Annotated in this window: 19 protein-coding genes; 17 read left to right on the top strand and 2 right to left on the bottom strand. The window is 47.8% G+C overall.

Features of this window, described 5'->3' with window-relative positions; genetic code table 11:
* Window positions 1-31 precede the first annotated feature (31 nt).
* Complete coding sequence (locus tag GUA98_RS08110; RefSeq protein WP_154894378.1) at window positions 32-682, top strand: GntR family transcriptional regulator; 651 nt, start codon at window positions 32-34, stop codon at window positions 680-682.
* A 73-nt stretch (window positions 683-755) separates the two neighbouring features.
* Here the strand turns inward: GUA98_RS08110 and GUA98_RS08105 are convergent, their stop codons facing one another.
* A complete protein-coding gene (locus tag GUA98_RS08105) occupies window positions 756-1,157 on the bottom strand; it encodes a VOC family protein (protein WP_193722675.1) in 402 nt (133 codons plus the stop codon).
* A 178-nt stretch (window positions 1,158-1,335) separates the two neighbouring features.
* On the opposite strand from GUA98_RS08105, the gene rarD reads away from it, so the two are divergent.
* The 16 genes from rarD (at window position 1,336) to GUA98_RS08025 (ending at window position 20,807) form a co-directional block, all read left to right on the top strand.
* Window positions 1,336-2,214 carry an EamA family transporter RarD gene (gene rarD / locus GUA98_RS08100; RefSeq protein WP_193722674.1) on the top strand — a complete coding sequence of 293 codons (879 nt, stop codon included), beginning with the start codon at window positions 1,336-1,338 and terminating at the stop codon, window positions 2,212-2,214.
* Window positions 2,215-2,585: 371 nt separating this feature from the next.
* The gene (locus GUA98_RS08095) at window positions 2,586-3,338 is read left to right on the top strand and encodes an FCD domain-containing protein (protein WP_193722673.1); all 753 of its coding nucleotides are present in this window, start codon (window positions 2,586-2,588) and stop codon (window positions 3,336-3,338) included.
* Window positions 3,339-3,353: 15 nt separating this feature from the next.
* Window positions 3,354-5,399, top strand: a complete 2,046-nt coding sequence (locus tag GUA98_RS08090; protein ID WP_193722672.1) for a hydantoinase/oxoprolinase family protein — start codon at window positions 3,354-3,356, stop codon at window positions 5,397-5,399.
* Entirely contained in the window at window positions 5,396-7,384 is a 1,989-nt protein-coding gene (locus GUA98_RS08085; protein WP_193722671.1) for a hydantoinase B/oxoprolinase family protein, read from the top strand. Before GUA98_RS08090 ends, GUA98_RS08085 begins: the two co-directional genes overlap by 4 nt.
* 59 nt (window positions 7,385-7,443) lie before the next feature.
* Window positions 7,444-8,580 carry an ABC transporter substrate-binding protein gene (locus GUA98_RS08080; protein ID WP_193722670.1) on the top strand — a complete coding sequence of 379 codons (1,137 nt, stop codon included), beginning with the start codon at window positions 7,444-7,446 and terminating at the stop codon, window positions 8,578-8,580.
* 57 nt (window positions 8,581-8,637) lie between these two features.
* Window positions 8,638-9,756: an ABC transporter ATP-binding protein gene (locus GUA98_RS08075; protein ID WP_193722669.1), complete on the top strand. Its 1,119-nt coding sequence runs from the start codon at window positions 8,638-8,640 to the stop codon at window positions 9,754-9,756.
* Window positions 9,753-10,598, top strand: coding sequence for an ABC transporter permease (locus GUA98_RS08070; protein ID WP_227779486.1), 846 nt, complete (start codon window positions 9,753-9,755; stop codon window positions 10,596-10,598). Before GUA98_RS08075 ends, GUA98_RS08070 begins: the two co-directional genes overlap by 4 nt.
* A 64-nt stretch (window positions 10,599-10,662) precedes the next feature.
* A complete protein-coding gene (locus GUA98_RS08065; RefSeq protein WP_193722668.1) occupies window positions 10,663-11,484 on the top strand; it encodes an ABC transporter permease in 822 nt (273 codons plus the stop codon).
* A gap of 18 nt (window positions 11,485-11,502) precedes the next feature.
* Entirely contained in the window at window positions 11,503-12,717 is a 1,215-nt protein-coding gene (locus GUA98_RS08060) for a M24 family metallopeptidase (RefSeq protein ID WP_193722667.1), read from the top strand.
* Between the two features lie 72 nt (window positions 12,718-12,789).
* Entirely contained in the window at window positions 12,790-13,998 is a 1,209-nt protein-coding gene (locus GUA98_RS08055) for an MFS transporter (RefSeq protein WP_415753010.1), read from the top strand.
* A gap of 383 nt (window positions 13,999-14,381) precedes the next feature.
* On the top strand, window positions 14,382-15,173 hold the full coding sequence (locus GUA98_RS08050) for an SDR family NAD(P)-dependent oxidoreductase (protein WP_193722665.1): 792 nt from the start codon (window positions 14,382-14,384) through the stop codon (window positions 15,171-15,173).
* Between the two features lie 435 nt (window positions 15,174-15,608).
* A complete protein-coding gene (locus GUA98_RS08045; protein ID WP_193722664.1) occupies window positions 15,609-16,889 on the top strand; it encodes an MFS transporter in 1,281 nt (426 codons plus the stop codon).
* 259 nt (window positions 16,890-17,148) lie between these two features.
* Window positions 17,149-17,553, top strand: a complete 405-nt coding sequence (locus GUA98_RS08040) for a VOC family protein (protein ID WP_193722663.1) — start codon at window positions 17,149-17,151, stop codon at window positions 17,551-17,553.
* Between the two features lie 209 nt (window positions 17,554-17,762).
* Entirely contained in the window at window positions 17,763-20,075 is a 2,313-nt protein-coding gene (locus GUA98_RS08035) for a stalk domain-containing protein (RefSeq protein ID WP_193722662.1), read from the top strand.
* A gap of 154 nt (window positions 20,076-20,229) precedes the next feature.
* Entirely contained in the window at window positions 20,230-20,592 is a 363-nt protein-coding gene (locus GUA98_RS08030; protein WP_193722661.1) for a hypothetical protein, read from the top strand.
* Window positions 20,593-20,615: 23 nt separating this feature from the next.
* A complete protein-coding gene (locus GUA98_RS08025; RefSeq protein ID WP_153978816.1) occupies window positions 20,616-20,807 on the top strand; it encodes a hypothetical protein in 192 nt (63 codons plus the stop codon).
* 625 nt (window positions 20,808-21,432) lie between these two features.
* Here the strand turns inward: GUA98_RS08025 and GUA98_RS08020 are convergent.
* On the bottom strand, window positions 21,433-21,858 hold the full coding sequence (locus GUA98_RS08020; protein WP_110823002.1) for a MarR family winged helix-turn-helix transcriptional regulator: 426 nt from the start codon (window positions 21,856-21,858) through the stop codon (window positions 21,433-21,435).
* Window positions 21,859-21,928: the final 70 nt, after the last annotated feature.

Raw genomic sequence — 21,928 nt, 5'->3', positions numbered from 1 at the left:
TTTATGAACATAATTTGGTACTATATTTATGATGAGAAATGAAACTGAGGTGAAGTTAGTGCATGACAATAATAGCTCACGACCGGCGTATCATCAGTGTTACGAAATTCTCCGAGACAAGATCTTAAACGGTGAGCTTCCTAGCGGTACAAAGATCGTTGAAGAGAAACTAGCGGCAGAGCTTGGAGTTAGCAGAACGCCCATAAGGGATTCCATACGAAAACTGGAGAACGAAGGATTAATTGTTCAAAAGAAAGTGGTCAAGCCAACGGAAAAGGACTTACGTAATTTGTTCAATGTTCGGATATTGTTGGAAGGGTATTCAGCTAAATGCGCGGCGAATTTCCTGAAAGACAACGAGATTGAGGAACTGTACAAGTATGTGGAAATCGGGAGATCGGGGACCAAGGATGAGATTATGTCCGCGAATGAAAGCTTCCATAATGACATTGTAAAAGCGAGTAATAATCCACTCATGATCGATATTATAGACCGGATGCAGGCTATTATTTATCTGTTCAGGAAAACCGTTGTCATCTACAATCGTCCTCATCTGATTGATGAGCATGAAGAAATTTATAATGCAATCAAGTCCAGAGATGGCGAGAAAGCCGAAGAGTTGATGAAAAAGCACCTAGAGAACGATCTGAACTTTTATCTACATGTCATGAGTAATCAGTAAGAGGCAAGAGGGTAAGAGTGAAGAGGTATAACGAAAACGCCGGTGACCTTAATAAGGTTACCGGCGTTTTTAATTAGCGTTTCGGCATTTTGCTCTCATCCATATATAGCAGGTTCCACCGGTGACCGTCGAGGTCAGCAAATCCTGCACCGTACATCCAGCCTTCATTTTCAGCTGGTTTTCCAAAGATACTTCCTCCGGCAACTTCAACTTTCTGAATAAAAGCATCAACTTCTTCTCTGCTGTTAGCACCAATTGAGAATATGACTTCTGCGCTATGGGAAGTATCTGCGATGGTTGAACCTGTAAATTTCTCAAACGACGCATCCGGGAACAGCAGAATTGTGGTTTGACCGATGGTAAGCCTGGCTCTTTCGCTACCAACGCTTACCGCATGGAATCCAATCTCATTGAAAAAAGCAGTAGATTTCTCAACGTCTTTGACTGGAAGGTTAATCCAAATATCCTGTGACATGGCTGTAGCCTCCTGGAATATAGTTCGAACTAAACTTACTATACTTTACTGCAGCTTCCCAAGACAGTTCGAATTGAGCGTGGCTTCATACATGCCTGATTATTTCCTTTACTTAGGTTAGGATCAAGGCGTATAATCCGTTCAGACATCAGAGAGAGAGAAGAGGAGAATTGGATTCATGAATAACGGGTTAGTCAACGCTATTATTGCTTATATCATGTGGGGGGTTCTCCCGCTCTATTGGAAATTGTTCAATGATGTGCCCGCAGGCGAGATTCTGTCCCACCGTGTCGTCTGGTCGTTTGTCTTCATGGGTATTCTCGTGGCTGTCCAGCGCCGCTGGGGTGATATGAAGCGAATTGCTGCTAATCGGTCACAGCTGCTATCGCTCGCCACAAGTGGACTGTTGATTGCAGTGAATTGGCTTATTTTCATCTGGGCCGTCAACAATGGGCACGTTGTTGAGACAAGTCTTGGTTACTATTTGAACCCACTGCTTAACGTACTGCTAGCCGTTGTTTTCCTCCATGAGAAGCCAAACCGCGGCCAGTGGCTCGCCATTGCTATTGCTGCTGTCGCAGTACTCATTATCGCCATCGACTATGGTCGATTTCCGTGGGTCGCGATCTCGCTGGCTGCATCGTTTGGCTTGTATGGACTTGCGAAGAAAAAGACGGTTCAAGACGCTTCTGTAGGCTTGCTGTCGGAGACGGCAGTAGTGCTGCCCATCGCACTGGGCTATTGGATCTATTTGGCGGTCGTAGGAGAATCGACTGCATGGACGCTGTCTTCGTCTATGTTTATCGGCCTGCTTCTTTCTGGCGTAGTAACGGCGCTGCCGCTCTTATTTTTTGCTCGTGCTGCTGCACGGATGTCGCTGTCCACACTCGGATTCGTACAATACATCGGGCCAACCATCATGCTGTTCCTAAGCATATTCGTATTTAAGGAATCCGTATCGCCGGTTCTCCTTGTTGGGTTTGCGTTGATCTGGACTTCACTGATCGTATATGCGATATCGTCCGTACGTGGCACGAAACTCGCGAAAGCGAGCTGACGGCAGGGGAGATTTGGTTTTGTCATCTGGGGCATTACTATCCAATGGATGGTAATGTCCTTTTGCTATTTTGTTTCAATTTAATCCCTTCTAACAAAATTTGCATATTCAAATCATCATGAACAACGCAAATGAGTGATTCGTACTATAGAAGTAATCCTTCTTCCGTAAGGATGAAAAATATAGATGATTGTTTATTTTCGGAGTCTATCCATGATCTTATCAGATAAAATGTCATTTAAAAAATCAATTCATACTAATTTGGTCAGAATGATTGATATTATGTTCGATAGAAGTTATACTTCTGTTTATTACGTTAATCATCAGTGAGTAACAAGATAGTGAAACTTACATATATAGGAGGGGAACATGTGGCTCCAGAGTTATATGAATTGGAATTGGAGTACGACCTGCTCAAGCAGCTTCAGGATGCAACTGCTCCTATCGGTGCAAGTACGCTCGTTCATACCTTAGGCAAAAAATATGGATTAAGCCAGGCAACTATAGGCAGACGGCTTATGGAGATGGACGTTGAAGGGTACACGGCACTGGAAGGCAGGAAAGGTCGTATTTTGACCGAAGCGGGTTCAGAACGGCTGAAGTTAATTGAACGGGAGCTGCAGCAAAAAAATGCGAACTCACGCCTGATGCAGACGCTGAACCATTCTGGGGAAAAGGCGCTGCTCGACATTCTCGTTGCACGAAAAGCACTTGAACGGGAGATTGCTTCCTTGGCAGCGGAGCATGCCACAAAAGAATATATCCATCTGCTCGAACAATCGATTAAGGAGCAGCATCGGAAATTGGAGCAAAATATCATACCTTATGAGGAAGATCGGGAATTCCACCGGTTGCTCGCCTTTGCAGCCCAAAACCAGTTTTTGCGTCATGCCGTGGAATTGGTATGGGACACCAGCAGAGACTTTCTGGAGACTGCGTACATTCGGCGCACGGTTGGGAGTGAATTGGTGGTGGATCATCGCCAGATCCTGGATGCCATCATATCACGGTCCCCGGAAGAAGCCGAAGCCGCGATGGTCAATCATATCAATCAGATGATCGAAGATGTCAAACGTTATTTTGCTATAAAAAACCAGATATTAAACATCGAGGAAGCGCGTTAAAAAGGAGATGAACTTGTGGACAAAAACTATCGCTTGGGTATCGACATCGGGGGCACGTTCACGGACGCGCTGGTGACGGATCGGCAAGGCAGAATGGTGGCTGCACTGAAAACGCCATCTATCGCAGAAGCGCCAGAACAGGCTATTTTTAATGCATTGGATCAGCTTCAGGAACAAGGTGTCGACATTGGCGATATCGATATGTTCGTGCATGGCACGACGCTTGGTGTGAACACGTTGATTGAACGCAATGGAGCTGTAACCGGGCTGCTCGTAACCCAGGGCTTTCGGGACATTCTTGAAATTCGAAGACTTCGCCTGGAGGATACGACGAACCTGTACGGTGATAAAACGGAGGCGCTCGTACCGAGATATCTCGTCAAAGAAATTGAAGAACGGGCGCTAGCTAGTGGAGACGTGCTGCAACCTCTCAACAAAGATCAGCTGGTACAGGCAGTTGACGAATTGGTGAACGAAGGCATTACCGCACTGGCGATCAGCTTTATGCACTCTTACGCTAACCCTGCTCATGAGAAGGAAGCCGAAGAGATGATCAAGGAACGGTATCCGCAGTTGTTTATTTGCCGCAGTAGTGCCATCTGGCCGCAGCAGCGTGAATTCGAACGGACACTCGCAACGGCCATGAATGCATATGTGGGTGAACGCATGGGTTCGTACTTTGTTAGGCTGCAGGAAGGTATTCATCAGTACGGTTTAAAAGCAAATCTGCTCTCCACGATGTCCAACGGCGGCATTATGACAGCGGCAAGCGCAGCGAGTGAACCTGTTCGCACCCTGCTCTCGGGTCCGGCTTCGGGTGTTATTGCAGCGACGCATATTGCCTGGAAGGCCGGCATTGATCAAGTCATTACGTTCGACATGGGCGGCACAAGTGTGGATGTGGCTTTAATCGACAAGGAGCCAGCGTATTCCACGGAAAACAAGGTCGGTGATTTTCCGGTCATTTTGCCGGCAGTTGATGTTACGGCGATTGGCGCAGGAGGTGGATCGATTGCATGGCTCGACAGCGTCGGTGTACTCAAGGTTGGTCCACGCAGCGCCGGAGCCTATCCGGGACCTGCATGTTACGGCCGAGGAGGCGAGGAACCGACAACGACGGATGCTTACCTGCAGCTTGGCATTTTGCAGGCAGATCGTTTCCTTGGTGGTCAGATGAGACTTCATCCAGAGCTCGCGGAACGTGCACTGAACACGGTCGGCACGAAGCTGGGGCTTGACGCATCACAGACCGCACAAGCGATTCTGGATGTGGCCACAGCGAACATGTACGCGCAATTTTCGCCTCTAATGGCTCGTAAGGGTGTCGATCCGCGTGATTTCACACTGCTGGCTTACGGAGGAGCGGGACCAATGCATGCGTTTCTGATGGCTCGGGAAGTCGGGATCCGGCGTGTACTCGTGCCACCTGCTCCTGGAACACTTTGTGCCATGGGCTGCACGGTGGCAAATCTTCGAAACGACTTTGTCCTATCACTGCACAAGAGCAGCCATGCATTAGCCAGTGGAGAATTGGCCTCCTATTATGCAGATCTGGAGCAGCAGGGGCGAAGCTGGGTAGAGATAGAGGCCCGGGGCGGTGTTGAACTCGAGAGCGTCTACTGTCTCTACAGTGCCGATATGCGATATGAAGGACAGGCCTTTGATTTGGAGATTGCCCTAACGCAGGAAGAGATTGCCGATCCTGAACAGGCCAAGGAGAAGTTCCATGCGTTCTATCAAAATGTCTTTGGAATCAGCCAGCCGGAATCCGAAGTGATGTTCATCAGCCTGCGGGCGACAATTGTCGGCATCGTACCAAGCCATGGAAGCGTGGATTCGTATGCTCAAGTCAGTCATGGCGGAGGAGCAGAGGAACGAATGATAACGTTCGATCATGCGCGGAGAACGGCGAAAGTGCTGACTAGGGAACAGATCCCGCTGGAAGCAAGTATTCCGGGTCCAGTCATTGTGGAGGAATACGATACGACCATTTTTGTTCCTCCAGGTTATAACGTAAGAAGGGATGCGCACGGCAATCTGATCGGGGAGGCGGCGGAATGATCGCAGATAAGGTATTTCTGGAAATTTTCAATAATCGAATCCAAGCGGCGGTCGAAGAGATGGCTAACGTCGTTCTCCGAACGGGATTTACCGCTTTTGTCAAAGAGACCGGTGATTTCGGTACTTATCTATTGTCTCCTTCCGGAGAGACGTTTGGTTCACCGCTGGAAACAGGGTATAACCTTTCGCTCGGTATTCCAGCAGAAGCAACGATACGCAGCATTGAGGATTGGCAGGAAGGGGACTTGGTTATCTGCAATGATCCTTATGCGACCAAAGGCATGGTAACCCATCTGCCTGACATTCATCTCATCAAGCCCTACTTCCACGAGGGGCGCATTATTGCCTATGGGATGTGTTTCGTTCACTCATCCGATGTTGGCGGTAAGGTACCTGGAAGTGTCTCTCCAAGTGCATACGATATTCATATGGAAGGCATACGCATCGCCCCAGTCAAGTTATATGAAGCAGGCGTGTTGAACGAGCAGGTTATGCGAATGTTTCTGGATAACAGCCGGATTCCAGAGCAAAACCTTGGGGATCTCAAAGCGCTGATGGCAGCCTTGAATCGGGGTGAACAGCGGCTTGCCGAGCTGATCGCGCGTTATGGCGCGGAACGGATTGAGCAGGGCATCGAGCAATTGCTTGAATATGCCGAAATGAAGGCTCGTGCCATCGTTCGTGAAATTCCGGATGGAGCTTACGATTTCTGGGATTATCTCGAGAAGGGACCCGGAGGATATCCAATCCGTTTACGTTGCAAAATGACAGTCGAAGATAGCAACATTCATCTCGATTTCAGCGGAACCGACCCTCAAGTCCGGGCTTCGTTTAATATCCCTACGCATAATCAGCAAGGCCACTACATGCTAGTACCTGCGTTGATTCGATATTTCCGCACCTTGGACCCGACAATTCCATGGAACTCCGGCATGATCCGTATGGTGAGCAATTACGCGCCACCAGCCTCGGTGCTGAATCCGGAACCGATGGCTGCTGTCGGCGCACGTGCAGCCACGTTTATCCGTCTGATGGACGTGATCACGGGTGCTCTTAGCAAAGCCGAGGTCAGTAAAGTGCCTGCGGCTGGAGCAGGACAAGCCTGTATCGTCATGATGGCAATGACGGATGCAAATGACGGAAAGAAAAAAGTTGGGGTTATCCAGCCAATCTGCGGTGGTTCCGGAGCAAGACCAATGAAAGACGGCATTGACGGTATGGATTTCGCTGTTGGTCATCTGCGCAACATTCCGGCAGAAACGGTGGAGGCGGAAATGCCAGTCCTCATTGAGCATTACGGGCTTCGCGAAGACTCCGCGGGCGCCGGGGAATATCGCGGCGGAAGCGGGATCGCCTTGCGGGTTAGAATCGTCACACCAGACACGGTTATGACGGCACGCAACATGGAGCGCATGGAATTTCAGCCTTGGGGCCGAATGGGCGGCGATGTCGGAATGCATGGAGAGGCTATTCTAAACGAGGGGCTTCCCGATGAAAGAAACCTTGGCCGAATCGACGAACTGCTGCTGCAACCTGGGGATACGGTGACCTTCCTGTCCCAAGGAGGAGGAGGATATGGTGATCCATTAAATCGAAAAGCCCAGTCCGTGCTCGCAGACGTTCGAAGCGGTTTGCTTTCCATGGCAAAAGCACGTGAACTTTATGGCGTCGTGGTGAAGGGCACGAATGTTGACGAGTCCGAAACGCAATCACTGCGGGCGACGATGCAGATCAATGTGGAAGATTTCAGGTATGGTCCAACCAGAGATCAATTCGAAGCCATCTGGAGCGATGAGATGCAGCTGACGTTGGGACAAGCATTAAAGGAATATCCACTTGCTCTTCGGGATTACCTGAAGCGTCGTTCGATGGATATCTTGGAACAAAGGCATGCCAATGGACTGTCCGTGACAACCGAGGAAATTGCCTCCACCGTGAGCGGATTAAGGAACAGCATCGGACTGCAGGGAACAGGTCGCACGTAAGCCTGCAAAATGTGAACGTGTATGGGTATTAAACCAACTAATCTTATGGGGGAATTCGTATGTTTAAATCAAAGCGCAAACGTTTTTTCAGCTTGGCCTCATTAACGCTTACTGCTTCACTTATTCTTTCAGCCTGCGGCGGAGCAAGCAGCTCGGGAACCGCTTCAGAGAATGGGGGCACTTCGGATAGCAGCGGCGACAAAATCAAGCTGACCATGTTTATCTGGGCAGGCTCCAATCAGGACGTCGTACCTAAAGAAGTGGTTGCGGAATATGTCAAGGAACACCCTAACGTTGAAGTTACTTTCGAGGAATCCTCCAATGCAATCATGTATCCCAAAATGGTAGCGGGCAAACAAGCCGATCCGAACAATCCGGTCGTCAACTTCGGTTACTTTAATGCAGATGCAACAGCCAAAGGCGTAAACGATGATATGTGGGAGCCCCTGGATACCAGCATCGTAACAAACATCAAGGACATTCCTGAACAATTTCACCAGCCTGACAACAAGGGCGTTGTATGGGGCGTATCCAGCTTCGGCCTGGTTTACAACAAAGATCTGGTAACTACGCCGCCAACCAGTTGGAATGATCTGTGGGATAACGAGCAATTCAAAGGTAAAACCGCATTATGGGATTACATGTTCTATTCCTATATTTCCCCTCTGATTGCAACCAAAGGTGAGGAAATCGGCGCATCCTACGACAATCCTGAACCTGCATTTCAATATTGGGCTGACCACAGTGATCAAGTCGGCACGCTCGTTACATCCAACGACCAGTTGAAAGCATTGCTCGAATCCGGTGATGCCCTTATTGCACCATTCAGTGCGCAAGTCGCTCAAACCTGGATCGATGGTGGTTCACCGCTGGCTGTAGCTTATCCGGAAGAAGGGGCAATCTCGTTTCCGTACTCGCTCCAGGTTGTTAAAGGTTCAACACCCGAACAAACACGCGTGGCCAATGAAATTATCAATGAGCTGCTGAGTGCAGACGCGCTGACACGTTACGCCGAAGCAACCGGAACACCAGTGACCAGCACAGCCGCTGCTGTACCGGATAAATACAAGGATGATCCATCGTTCTCTGTTGAGACCCAGAGCAATGGCATCAATCCGGATTGGGACGTACTCGCTCAGAACAGCTCCGCATGGAAGGACCTGTGGGATCGTCTTGTGAAAACCAATCTTCAATAACATGGTCGCCTGGAACATAGACGAGATGGTTACCAGGCAGGAATAGGAGGATCCGAGATGAGCAATGAGCACCAATCCGTCTCGATTGAGGCAAAGCATGTTACAAAAATCTATGACGGACGGGCTGCCGTCGATCAAGTCACGCTTCAGGTCAACAAGGGAGAGTTCGTCTCCCTTCTCGGTCCGAGCGGTTGCGGCAAAACAACGCTGCTTCGAATGCTGGGTGGGCTCGAACAACCCGACGACGGAATCATTCTGCTCGGTGGGCAAGATGTCACGGGTGTTCCGGCATACGGCCGGAACAGCAATATGATTTTCCAGCAGTTGGCGCTGTTTCCGCATATGGATGTATTCAACAACATCGCTTATGGACTCAAGGTGAAGAAGACCCCAAAAACAGAGATCAAACGTCAGGTCCACGAGATGCTGGAACTCGTACAACTCGGAGACTACAGCAGAAGAGCCGTGTCTCAGCTATCTGGCGGACAGGCACAGCGTGTAGCGATTGCGAGAGCATTAATCAACAAACCGGAAGTGCTGCTGCTGGATGAACCGCTCTCCGCGCTGGACATGCAGCTGCGTCTTGATATGCAGCGCGAGTTGAAACGCATCCAGCGGGAATTCGGCGGTACCTTCATCTTCGTCACACACGATCAGAGTGAAGCGATGAACATGTCTGACCGCATCGGCGTTATGCGTGCAGGTCGGCTGCTTCAATACGCAACGCCGGATGAAATATATGAAAGACCTGCCGACAGCTTTGTAGCCAAGTTCATCGGGGATACCAACCTTTTGGAGGTTTCGGTTGTCGAGCCGGATTCAAATGGAATACGTGTAAGCATTTTGGGACATTCGCTGCTCGCCGGAAGCAATGAAGAACCTGCTTCATTTCGGCCAGGGGCGAAACATTCCTTATCCATCCGTTACGAGTATATTCGTCTCGGGGAAGAGGCAGCTCATTGTGCAAACCAGCTGCAAGGTCGCGTTATGGAGAGTGTATATGGCGGGGCAAGTATCCGTTATGTCATCGAAACGCTGGATCATCTTCGCATTCAGGCGAGTGTACCACATCAACGTGGAGGAACACGATATTCCCCGGGCGAATCTGTTCAGCTTGGTTTTGACGCGGATGATGCTCTGCTGCTCGCAGACTCAGGCACGGGTGCGGCATCATGAGCCGGATTACCGACAAAGTCGTCAATGTATACTCGTCCGGCAATCGCAAATGGACGACCCAATTGCTTCTGCTTTTACCCGCGCTGCTGTTGATGGGCATCGTGTATCTCGGCGGGTTGCTGATATTCGGAAGATACAGCTTCGACATATACGACAATGGCAAGCTGGTTCGCGGATGGGACTGGAGCACATACCGGGCTTTTCTAACAGACCCGTATTATTGGAAACTGATCGGAAATACGTTCCGCATTGCGTTCAAGGTAACCGCGTGGAGTTTGCTGCTCGCTTATCCGCTCGCATATTGCATCGCGGGCTTGAATAAGCCGGGATGGAAGCAGTTTTTGCTGCTGCTTACGTTTCTGCCTCTGCTCGTGAGCGCGGTCGTGCGTTCCTATGGCTGGCAGCTGCTTCTGTCCAAGCAGGGTTTCATGAACTGGCTGTTCATTCATCTGGACATGACCGAGGAAGGCTTCAATATGATGAACAACGAGACTGGCGTAGTCATTGCACTCGTACACATCTTCCTGCCCTTTATGGTCTTTCCGATTCTGAACGTGCTCTCCCAGAGTGATGCTTCACTCAAAGCAGCTGCACATGATCTCGGAGCCGGAAGCTGGCGGACCTTTTTTACCATAACATTGCCGTTGTCGGCCAGAGGTATTGCAAGCGGAATCCAAATCGTATTTACCTTGTGCCTGACGGCGTTCACGACCCCTCAGCTAATCGGCGGGGGAAGGGTCATGACGCTGCCGGTCTTCATCTACCAGCGAACATTGGACACCAACTGGCCGATGGCGGCAGTGGCCAGCTTATTCCTGCTGGTGTCGTCCGTCGTGGTATAGCTGCTGGTCAACAAAGGAGCGGAGTGGCTTATGTTCCGCCGTTCCCGGGAAGGAGGACGTGCACATGGTTAAATCGGGACGTGTGACAAAGTGGCTTCTTACGGTGTTCGTTGGAGCGGTCGCCATATACTTGCTGCTTCCATTATTAATGATTGCATTTACTTCCATAGGCTCGGGCTCAGCAAGCAAATTTCCGCCTCAAGGGTTCACCTTGGAATGGTACGCCAACCTGAAGGAACAAACGCAGTTTCTTGATGCTTTCAAAAACAGCTTGATTGCTTCAGCAGGAGCTGTCATTTTGGCATTGGTGACGGGCACGCTCGCTGCGGTAGCCATCGTGCAGTATCCTTTCCCGGGTGCGGGATTGCTGCGAGCTTTCTTTGTATCTCCAATGGTCATGCCCAAAATCACACTGGGTATCGCATATCTGATTCTGTTCTCCAAAATGCACATCGCAGGCGGATTATTTGGACTTGTACTAGGCGAAGCCGTCATTGTGCTGCCGTTTGTACTCACCATCGTGGGCAGTGCACTGGCCAACCTGAAGCCAGTCCATCGGGAAGCTGCGGCGGATCTGGGGGCAAGCCCCTGGCGGATCTTTTTTACCATTACGCTGCCTCAGCTCAAATTCGCCCTACTGTTGTCCGGATCGATCGCTTTTGTATTTACGTTTGATCAGGTCGAAGCTGCATTGCTGCTGCTTCGTCAGGACAGCTATACACTGCCGATTCAGCTATTCCTCTACATGGAGAAGTGGCAGGATCCAACGATCGCAGCCGTTTCGGTTGTATTGATTGTTGGCGCCTTGGCACTATTCTTGGCGATCAAGCTGGTGCTTCGCTCCATTCCGGGATTCGAAGGATGGTTTGGAAGCCGAAAAAAATAAAAGGGAGGAATCGAAAACATGAATTCACAGCAACCATCCGAAGGTTCAGGCTTAAATAGGGACCGTGCAGATGAAGTAATGAAAGCGAAGGGACTAAAAGCCCTGATCGCAACGACGCCGGAAAATATCCAGTATGTCATCGGCTCGCAATTGCGTGCCAGCAATTGGACGATGCAGATCTATGCCATACTGCCCGCTGACCCTTCTGCAAGGCCGTGCATCGTCATTCCCACGAATCGTCTGGGCGTCGTTGCTCAGTTTGGTATCACCAACGTTGACATTTTTGCTTATAGCGATTTCTTCGTTGAGGGAACGATTGAAGGCAAACCATCCACCGCAGACATCGATCTGTTCTATTCCTTGCTGCAAACGACTGTGATTCACCAAGGGGCAGCAGATGCCTTGTTTGCTGCGCTGAAACACCTTGGCATCGAGAATCAGCCTATTGGTATCGACGAAATGCGGATTGCGCCGGATATTATGGCACGGGTCCAGGACGCATTGCCAGATGGAGCTGTTGTACCTGCTTATAAATTGTTCAGGCATATTCGACTAGTCAAAACACCATTCGAAATCGAACGGCTGCGCCGCGCTGCAGAGGTCAATGAACGAATCGAACAGGAGCTGATTCATCTGATCGCTGCAGGCGTGCACGAGAAGGAACTCGCCGATCATTACCGGATCGCCGTGATGCGTGCGGGCGGTACACCAGCGATGACAGCCGTGGGAGCAGGACCGCGCAGTGCCCTGCCGCTGATCGAAAATTATTTCCACACGATCGAGCAGGGTGACCAGATCCGCTTCGATCTATGCATGCAGTTGGACGGGTACTGGGGAGATACGGGCCGTACCGTCGTTGCGGGTGAACCAACGGCCTGGATGAAAAAACATTTTAATGCGGTGAAGAGCGGTTGGGAAACTGCCTTAGAAGCGGTACGACCTGGCGTCAGAGCATCGGATGTATTTCATGCGGCGGTGTCCCGCGTACAGCGGGAAGGCATCCCTCATTACCGGAGACAGCATGTGGGCCATGCGATCGGCCTCGAGCTGTATGACGACTTGACCATTTCCCCGGGTGACCAGCACATACTGGAGCCTGGTATGGTTCTTTGCGTGGAAGTCCCTTATTACGAGCTTGGCGCAGGGGGCTTCCAAATCGAAGATACGGTTGTCGTGACGCCGGACGGATATGAGTTTCTGACACATATGGAACGCAAATTATTCATTAAATAACGAATCCCGGAAGGCTTCGAGCAAGCGATCAGGCAGCTGCCGATCAGGAGCTTTCCTGCCGAGAAAGTTGGAATTTCAATGATTCAGCAGGGAACCAAGACGTTTCGAAACATTAGCCTTGCGTTGTTTGCCGCAGGATTCGTTACGTTTGCGTTGTTATACAGTCTCCAACCTCTTATGCCGGAGATTAGTAATGCATTTGATATTACTCCGGCACAATCGAGCCTGACGCTTTCCGTTTCAACGGTGGCCATGGCTATTACCATGTTGTTTATCGGCACGTTGTCTGATGCCCTGGGGCGGCGATTTATCATGACGGCATCCTTGGTGCTATCTTCCATCATCGCTATTCTAAGCGCATTCAGCCAGGGATATTCAGATTTGCTGCTGCTCCGCGTCCTGCAAGGCGTGGCACTTGCGGGTCTGCCTGCCACGGCGATGACGTATTTGTCGGAAGAGATTGAACCTGTTAGTTTGGGGTACGCGATGGGGCTGTACATTAGTGGCAACTCCATCGGGGGTCTGGCAGGGCGGTTTATAAGTGGAGTTATCACGGACTGGTTCAGTTGGCGGGCAGCCATTGGATTTATCGGTCTGCTTGGCCTGTGTGCAGCTGTTGTCTTCTGGTTGGTCATTCCGCCCTCACGGAATTTTATCAAGACTTCTCCGGGATTAACCAAGGCACTGCCTCTACTATGGTCACAATGCCGGAACCCGCGGCTTCTCAGTTTGTATGGGCTCGGCTTCTTATTAATGGGCGGCTTTGTTACACTGTTTAATTACATCGGTTTTGAACTGACCGGTGCTCCGTATCATCTCAGCCAATCCTTGGTAGGAAGTCTTTTCGTTGTGTATCTTATGGGCACAGTCAGCAGTACCTGGATGGGCAGGCTTGCCGACCGTTATGGACGGTCCCATGTACTTAGCATTACCATTGCGATCATTCTGGCGGGTGCCATCTGCACCATGCATCCGGCATTGTGGATCAAAATTGTGGGTCTCGGTTTGTTCGCCTTCGGCTTCTTTGGTGGGCATTCCATCGCCAGCAGCTGGGTCGGTCTTGTTGCGGCCCATCATAAGTCGCAGGCAAACGCCCTGTATTTATTCTTTTATTATGTTGGTTCCAGTGTGAGTGGAACTGGCGGGGGATATCTGTACAGCCATTTTGGATGGATCGGCATTGTAGGCATGATCGGCGCGTACGCCGTGGCAGGCTTTGCACTGTGCCGTTTTCTCCTGATCGGGCAAAAACAACAGACGACCGGCACTCCGATATACTGAGAGACAACTCGAAATGTCAAAGGTCAGAACGCCATTCACAAATGAAATCCATAGTGATTCGATTATGAAGGGTCGTTTATAGATTCTTGAAGAACATAACCGTTATGAGAATGTAAATATGATATTTGAACCGTTGATCTGTATACAGATCAACGGTTTTTTGATGTGTACCTTTGATCTGTAAACAAGTGGATTCAGTGCCCAGATCTCCTGGTTTGTTTTCTGGAATGTATCATTCGAGAAAGGCGTGATCTGCTAGTTTGTTGTCGCTCTCTGCTAGTTACACATCGAATTGTGGAGCGTATCATTAGATCCGTGCAGTAGATATGCCTTCAGAAAGAATGAATATTCATTAATCAACCAGAACAGAGGAGAAATGCATTATGGATATGGGTTTAAATAACAAAACAGCGTTGGTAACAGGTTCCACGAAAGGAATAGGCAAAGCGATTGCCATCGAGTTGGCCAAAGAAGGGGTCAACGTACTGATTAATGGACGAAATCATGAGGATGTTGAACGTGTTGTCGGAGAAATCAAGTCTGCGTATCCAAATACTTCGCCTCAAAATGCGGCAGCTGATATCGTGAATGTTGCTGAGCGCGAAGCATTGTTCGCAAAGTTCCCGCAGGTTGATATTTTGGTAAATAACACTGGAATTTATGAGATCATGTCTTATTACGATGTAGATGAGGCCGTGTGGGAAAAATACATTCAGACCAATGTGCTTTCTGCAAATGCATTAACCAAATTTTATATGCCCGCTATGCTGAACGACGGATTTGGCCGGATCGTCTTTATAGCGAGTGAAGAAGCCGTGATGCCAGGTCATATGCCGCAATATGCCGTCACCAAGTCCATGCTGCTTTCGTTATCGAAGAGTTTGTCCAAGCTGACAGTGGGAACGGAAGTAACGGTCAATACAATCATGCCTGGACCAACAATTTCGGAGAATGTACAACAGATCATCGAGAGCGTCTATCAGGATGAAAACCTGACTTTTGAGGAAAAAGAAAAAACATTCATGGCTGCGAATCTTCCGCAATCCGAGCTGCAGCGTTTCATCAGACCGAGCGAGATCGGCAGACTTGCTACATTCGTATGCAGCCCTTATGCAGCGCCATTTAAAGGTTCACCGATTCGTATGGATGGAGGAATGGTTCCTACGATTTACTGAACATGCACGGCTTAGAAATGAAGTGAAAACTGTTATTCTCGGTTGCGGGTATGGTTCGTTTTCAATGATCGGATGTTGGTACAGTCTCACTGTACCGTTTTTGTAGTATAAACAGTTTGAAAGAGTATCCTATCGCTGATCAAGAAGATATCCATGTCTCATAATTAACGGCCTTTTTCTGATCGTACCTTAGCAAGTTGTTGGAAGTCGCTTTTGCGGCTTTTTTTGTTTTGACAAGACAGTTAGATAGGAAGGTGACCTCCATGCAATGGAATAAGGTGTACCACCTATATGGTGACTTGCTCTTAAAATCTATGTTTTTTTATGTTGATTTTAGTTGTAAAACAGTTTTAAGTGCCGTAATCTTATTTTGATTGTAATATCAATTATATTGTTTTATGAAGTAACTTATGGAGAAATGGAGAATAAGCTTCGATGAAGTCATCTGATTTAACCCGTCCATTTTACTTTTTATGGACGACCCAGACTGCTGCGAATGCAGCAGACGTGCTTTACATCATGGCACTTACAGTGCTGGTCCTTGATCGAACTGACTCTCTTGTGTCGGCAGCACTGATGCCGCTAATGCGCAGCGGAGCCCAGATGTTGAGCAGTTTGATTGCACCATTACTGATTAATCGTTTCAAGTTGTCCAACCTTCTACTAATGTCGCAAGTGGGACAATTTTTGTTATTCATTGGCCTGGCGGTTTATTTGCAGTTTAACGGAGAGGCTTCATCACTTGTTTTAGTATTTTTGCTAGTATTCGTGATGTCTTTTCTCGATGGATGGACAACTCCGGCTCGTAATGCACTGGTTCCGCGTTTGGTATTGCGTGAGCAAGGTCTGCTCAAAGCCAACGGACTGCTTAGCGTCAGCGATCAGATCGTGCAATTTGCAGGCTGGGGACTAAGCGGGATCATCGTTGCATTTATGGGAGCTAGCCCCACTTTATTGCTCACTGCTGTTATTTATGGTCTGGCCGCGGTATTTACGCTGGGTGTCAAGGAACCCGTGAGATCGGAAGTGGTAGAAAAGGAATTAGATGCACTTTCTTCTAATGCCATATCGGAAATTGGCACATCCAAATGGCATACGTTAACTGAAGGCTGGAAAATGATATGGGAAACGCCTCGCCTGAGGGTGCTAACCTTTATGGACATGATCGACATGCTCGGGGCATCCATTTGGGTAGGTGCATTTACCCTTGCTTTTGTACAAGTTGCACTTGGTCAAGGCGAAGAATGGTGGGGATTTATTAATGCCGCTTATTTTGCAGGGACCATAGGTGGTGGTTTGCTGGTACTGGCATTGGCACGGACCATCGGTAACCGTTATGTACTGGTGATGATGATTGGCATGGCTGGATATGGAGTGCTGACTGCGCTCTACGCACTTAACACGCTGCCTGTTGTTGCTCTTATTTTAGTCATGTTCATGGGGCCCTTCGCGGAACTCTCCGTGATTAACCGCCGTACATTGATTCAGCATAGTGTAGACAAACAGCTGCTGCCCAAGGTGTTATCTGCTCAAGCTTCACTTATGCATCTCGTATTCTGTATTTCGCTACTGGGCATGGCTGGACTTGCCGAATACATCGGGATTGTGAATCTCTATTTGTTCGCGGCCGGACTAACCATTCTAGCACTCTTGGTAGGTTTGCTGAGCTACCGGGCTTTCCGGGACCAAGCCAATCATACCCATATAAGCGGGTAATTGATGCTATGTACCATGATTAAGAAACGATAACATTAATAAAAAATCACGGGCAGTCTGCGGAATGGCAGTCTGCCTTTTTTAATACATAAAATTTGAATCGGTATGAATGATTTAAGAATTTAAGTTATGAGGTGTAAACGCTACTGACATACCGTGGTCAGTAGCGTTCTTTTATGATTTACAAGGGTGGAAGCTTGTTCAAACACCAAAAGATGATTTGGCATTGTATCTTCTATTGTAGAAAGGATGTACTTTTATGAATTTTACTTCTGTACGTGTGATTACTGACGACGTGGATCGTCTTGTCGAGTTCTATGAGGAAGTCATGGGTATAACAGCGGAACGTCCCGCGCCAGTTTTTGCCGAACTCGTTCTGCCTTCGTGCACTCTGGCTATAGGTCACTCCCAGACGGTACCACTGTTCGGTGTTGGTTCCGCCGTGGCTGCCGATAATCGCAGTGTCATCCTCGAGTTCCGTGTTCACGATGTCGATGCTGAATACGAGCGCTTAAAGCCCGTTGTTGATGACTGGGTGAAAGAACCGACCACGATGCCGTGGGGGAATCGTGCGATATTGTTCCGTGATCCCGACGGCAATCTCATTAACCTCTTCCAGCCAGTGAGCGAGGAAGCGATTAAACGGTTTAGCAGTCGAGGTTGAAGGTTTACTTCTAACCTAACGAAAGGATAGCGTCTGAGCTGGAGTTGACTTAATAATCTTGTTATCTGAATAGCATCCCTATTGAAAATAGCTTCACCAAATCCATAATATTCAATTTATTTAGTAACTTTTTCCGTATTCGAGCGTTTAATAGTATGACTTTTAATAGAATCAAATTTGCTAGGAAACGAAAGGGGAAGAAACGAAGAATGAATCTGAAGAGGAATATGTCCATAGTTACCGCTGTAGCTGTGCTTCAAGCATTTACAGTTGGTTCGGCGAGCGCACAACCCGTGGATCAGGGGGATGTGGCAGTTGTAACGCCTGCAAAAGTAGAATCCGTAGAGGTTATGAAGAAAGAACAGCAGCATACCGAGAATGTAGTGGAAATCAAAAGCAGCACAGCATCATCAAAAGCTGAATCTTCTGAAGAAGATACGGAAGCCTCCAAATCAGCAGTCGTGGAGACAACACAGGCGGCAGAAAATGATCCGGGTACTACTGATAAAGCAGCAACAACGAATGAATCCGAGGAGGGTTCCGCGATCCAGGAAGGAACTTCCGAGGATGATAAGACGCCTGCTACTCCAGCTGCTCCAGCTCAAGTCGAGCAACAACCTGCAACAGGAGATTCCGCTACTGTTACATCAGGTGGAGACCTTACATTGTATATGAACAGCAATAAAATGGAGCAGGATGGAAAGTCGTATCTTGCAGGCCAGCCAATGACTGTCAAAAACGGTGTATCCTATGTTGCGATTCGTGCATTGGTGGATCGTGTGGGATACGGAGTTAAATACGATAACAAAACCAAGGAGACCATCATTATCAGTGGTGACAATGAGCTCCGATTCAAAACAAACAGCAAGGTTTATACCGTTAATGGTGAGTCCAGAACGATGAAAGGCCCTGCGTATCAGCAAAAAAATACGTTTATGGTGCCGTTAACTTCCATTACTCAAGCGCTGAACATTTCCTATAAAGTGAATCAGTCGGCAAAAACCGTTGTGCTCAATCTACATAAGAAACCTGTTGCAAGCTTTGTGATTTCCCAAAAGGAAATTTTTGCGGGAGATACTGTGGATTATGTGACTTCCTATAGTTCTCCAAACGGTCTGGAGATCACGAGCGAACGCTGGACAGGTCGTCAGGATTCATTTGATCAAGCGGGTACATATACCATTTCATATCAAGTTCAGGATTCAAACGGCCAGTGGAGTGATCCCTATTCGGTTACCATTCAAGTTTTGCAGCCTAATCTTCCACCTGTAGCCATGTTCACAACGGACAAGGACCAATATAAAATGGGCGAAAAAATAACGTATTTGGATCAAAGTACAGATGATGAAGGCAAGATTGAGAAAACGGTTTGGGATAACAATCCGCTTGCATTCTTTGAACCTGGACCCAAAACGGTAACCTTGACCGTCACAGATAACCATGGGGCTACTGATACGTATTCCAAAGTCATAAACATAACCAATGAGACGTTATATAATGTTTCGGATTTTAATTTACTTTTCACACCGGTTGGACAGAAATTTACCTTCAATGGTGGCGAAGTGACTTCCATGGAGAAAGTACCTTATACGTATAGGGATGAGGCAAGTCTGCTCATTCGCAGCAACAGTCCGGAAACGGTTAATACGGAAGGCATTGTGTACCAGGAGTCTTCTTCAGGGCAAACGCGCTTCATGATTCACCATGTAAACAATACAGGCAAAAAAGTAAAAATGTATGTTATTGCAACAAATAACAACCCATATCCAGCAGTATTCGAGCAGCAAAATATGGGCTTCGCAGGACCGACACCGTTTGCTACTGTAGCCGGCAAATTGTCTATTGATAAATGGTTCAAGTCGATACAGACTGGAGCGGATCAAAAGAAAGAATATTTTGAACCAGGGGAAAGTAAACTGATTTTGACCGAACTCAATAAAACTCCGATGAAAGAAGGACAAGTAATCTCACTGTATTCGGATGCATTCAGCGATTATTCCCTGGATTATAACGTTATTCTGGTTGAAGAAAATAAAGACCCGTTCGAAGCGTTACCAACGCTGCCTGTACTCGATCGTGACGGTGTGCACAACCGTGGCACATACCCGAATGCAACTCGTGTTATAACCTACGACCAGCAAGTGGGAGCCACACCAGCGCGATTGCCCCTTGGAGACAATGCCAGTGACCCGAATTTGGTTGGAACGGATCCGATGGCTTACACCGATGCATCCAATGCAGGTAACTTTGGGGTGTTATACAAAATCACGTTAAGCAATGTTGCTCCGCGTACACTGATCTCGTTTAACCCACGTGGAGGAAAGTACTTTGGAGTAGCTCTTGTGAACGGTCAAGTTGTACAGATTGTCGATGGTAGTATATCGATCAACACGTCCAGTGAACAAAGCGTACTTTACCGAACAGGATCCTCTTCGGAGAGTGTAACCATCCTTTTCTCAGCCGCGCCAGGAAGCAACCTGCCAGTTAACCTGCTCTTCACACCGCTCCCAATGGAGAAGTAGTGTAGTTGATCTTATGACCAGAGTGAAAACAAATAATTTATGTTGCTTAAGCATTGAAAGAAGGACTCCCCTTAGGGAGTCTTTTCTGTTAAACAATCGCTGTTAAAAGAACTGGAATTATCTCTATTACGAACGATTTAGGGGGATAACAACGATGGCGTTTCCTGATCCAACATGGGCAAGGTTAGGATTTATGGAACCACCGAATTTTCATAATTCCGGCCATAATATTGGAGTAGTAATCATTGATAAAATGAAACCCCATCATACAATTCGCCACTTGGGTGACCGAATGAAGCACGTAACTGTCGAAAATGATTTAACTATAAATTGCAATAATATTGCATTCCAATCTTCGGGTGAGGTAGATGAGGAAGTCGGTGGACATGGCTTGATGACCATATTAAACCTGTCTCATCAACCTTTCTTTTTAGATGGAAAAAAACATGTAGGTCTTTCTCCTGCTGCAAACTTCATTGTGCTTGACCATGGTGCTTTCAGAGAAGGTGAGCTTTAAATTCTGCAGTCGAAAGAGGTTTGATGGTCATCTGTTCAAACGGTAATACCAGATTGGGCAACATTATGCCGCCTATCGAATACTTCACTGTGGGCGGCTTCAATGATCGTGGGAAGGCGGAGCGCCACCTTCATTTGCCTTATCCCGATGAGCCGTTTGGCAAGAATGGAGATGGTCATTTCAGGCCAGATATTCTAGCTCCAGAGGCAATGTAATTCATAGTTTAGAAATGCAGGTCAACCTGAAAAAAGCAAACCAATGTGTATCGTGTGTCCGTATTGCTGGCCACGATCATTCTATAGAATCTTCGGATAATATTGAAAGGGGTTAGCTTTATCCAAACTTGTTCAACAACAAATCGTAACTCGACAAGAACTATGGAAGTATGCTGAAGATGAATCGGATGTAATAAGGAAAATTGCAGTCTACGCCTTAGCTAAACCAGACGACGAATATGAGAGAAGGCTCTATTGGAAACGATTAAGCGAGGAAAGCTAGGAAGGAGTGCGCGGTTGGTATGCGCACGGATTGTTACAAAATACGAATGAATCAGAAGTATCCAAGTGGATTCCATGTTCCACAGATAGCAATTGGGCAGTCCGTTGGTCTGTTAGTGAATACTTAGCTAGATATGCTGAATCCTTTCCTCAATTGGAAAAGACGCATGATCCGGATTTGATACAAGAAAAGGCAAGTAAGGTACTGCAGTGGTTAAAGAAATCCAAGGATTTCATGTGAAGAAGAACAGGATTGAAAACGGTCTATATAGCTCACTAATAGGACGTAAGGATCTCCATAAGATGATCAAGCTCTGCAGTTCCAGACCGTTTCCCTTACATGTTACATATCTTTCATATTGAATTGCATACGTGCGAGCATGTCTGTCATCATGGCAACTTCTTCCTCACTGAAGTCAAGCAGCATCTGATGAACGAACTGGTTACGATCCTGTTTGAAGTTGGCTATATGCGTGAGTCCTTGTTCCGTTAACCGAACGAAGGTTTCTCTTTGGTCAATGGGATTTCGTCTTCTTGATACGAGTCCATCGGCTTCCAGCTGCTTCAAATGGCGTGTAATGGCAGCACTATCGATGTGAATGGCTTTTTGCAAATGGCTTTGAGTCACCTCTTCATGAATATAGAGATGATACAGCAGAACATATCGTGAGGAACTGATCCCCGTACAACGTTCAAATTTGGGTTTTAGCTGATTGCTTATATTTTTAAGTAGAATTAATAGGTTTTCTTGCTCCAAAGAACAATTCATGTTGTGCCCCTCCTTGAATGGTGCCGAATGTCTTGGAAGAACAGCCTGATTACCAAGGCACATCCCTTCC

The sequence above is a fragment of the Paenibacillus sp. P13VS genome, from assembly GCF_015143645.1.
Lineage (GTDB): Bacteria > Bacillota > Bacilli > Paenibacillales > Paenibacillaceae > Paenibacillus > Paenibacillus xylanilyticus_A.
Note: the sequence above shows the minus strand (reverse complement) of the source record. Positions and strands in the feature narration are given on the sequence as shown.

Coding starts and splice junctions, on each gene's coding strand:
- GUA98_RS08110 (WP_154894378.1), top strand. CDS start 32: ATGAGAAATGAAACTGAGGTGAAGTTAGTGCATGACAATAATAGCTCA.
- GUA98_RS08105 (WP_193722675.1), bottom strand. CDS start 1,157: ATGTCACAGGATATTTGGATTAACCTTCCAGTCAAAGACGTTGAGAAA.
- rarD (WP_193722674.1), top strand. CDS start 1,336: ATGAATAACGGGTTAGTCAACGCTATTATTGCTTATATCATGTGGGGG.
- GUA98_RS08085 (WP_193722671.1), top strand. CDS start 5,396: ATGATCGCAGATAAGGTATTTCTGGAAATTTTCAATAATCGAATCCAA.
- GUA98_RS08080 (WP_193722670.1), top strand. CDS start 7,444: ATGTTTAAATCAAAGCGCAAACGTTTTTTCAGCTTGGCCTCATTAACG.
- GUA98_RS08075 (WP_193722669.1), top strand. CDS start 8,638: ATGAGCAATGAGCACCAATCCGTCTCGATTGAGGCAAAGCATGTTACA.
- GUA98_RS08070 (WP_227779486.1), top strand. CDS start 9,753: ATGAGCCGGATTACCGACAAAGTCGTCAATGTATACTCGTCCGGCAAT.
- GUA98_RS08065 (WP_193722668.1), top strand. CDS start 10,663: ATGGTTAAATCGGGACGTGTGACAAAGTGGCTTCTTACGGTGTTCGTT.
- GUA98_RS08060 (WP_193722667.1), top strand. CDS start 11,503: ATGAATTCACAGCAACCATCCGAAGGTTCAGGCTTAAATAGGGACCGT.
- GUA98_RS08050 (WP_193722665.1), top strand. CDS start 14,382: ATGGATATGGGTTTAAATAACAAAACAGCGTTGGTAACAGGTTCCACG.
- GUA98_RS08045 (WP_193722664.1), top strand. CDS start 15,609: ATGAAGTCATCTGATTTAACCCGTCCATTTTACTTTTTATGGACGACC.
- GUA98_RS08040 (WP_193722663.1), top strand. CDS start 17,149: ATGAATTTTACTTCTGTACGTGTGATTACTGACGACGTGGATCGTCTT.
- GUA98_RS08035 (WP_193722662.1), top strand. CDS start 17,763: ATGAATCTGAAGAGGAATATGTCCATAGTTACCGCTGTAGCTGTGCTT.
- GUA98_RS08030 (WP_193722661.1), top strand. CDS start 20,230: ATGGCGTTTCCTGATCCAACATGGGCAAGGTTAGGATTTATGGAACCA.
- GUA98_RS08025 (WP_153978816.1), top strand. CDS start 20,616: ATGGTCATCTGTTCAAACGGTAATACCAGATTGGGCAACATTATGCCG.
- GUA98_RS08020 (WP_110823002.1), bottom strand. CDS start 21,858: ATGAATTGTTCTTTGGAGCAAGAAAACCTATTAATTCTACTTAAAAAT.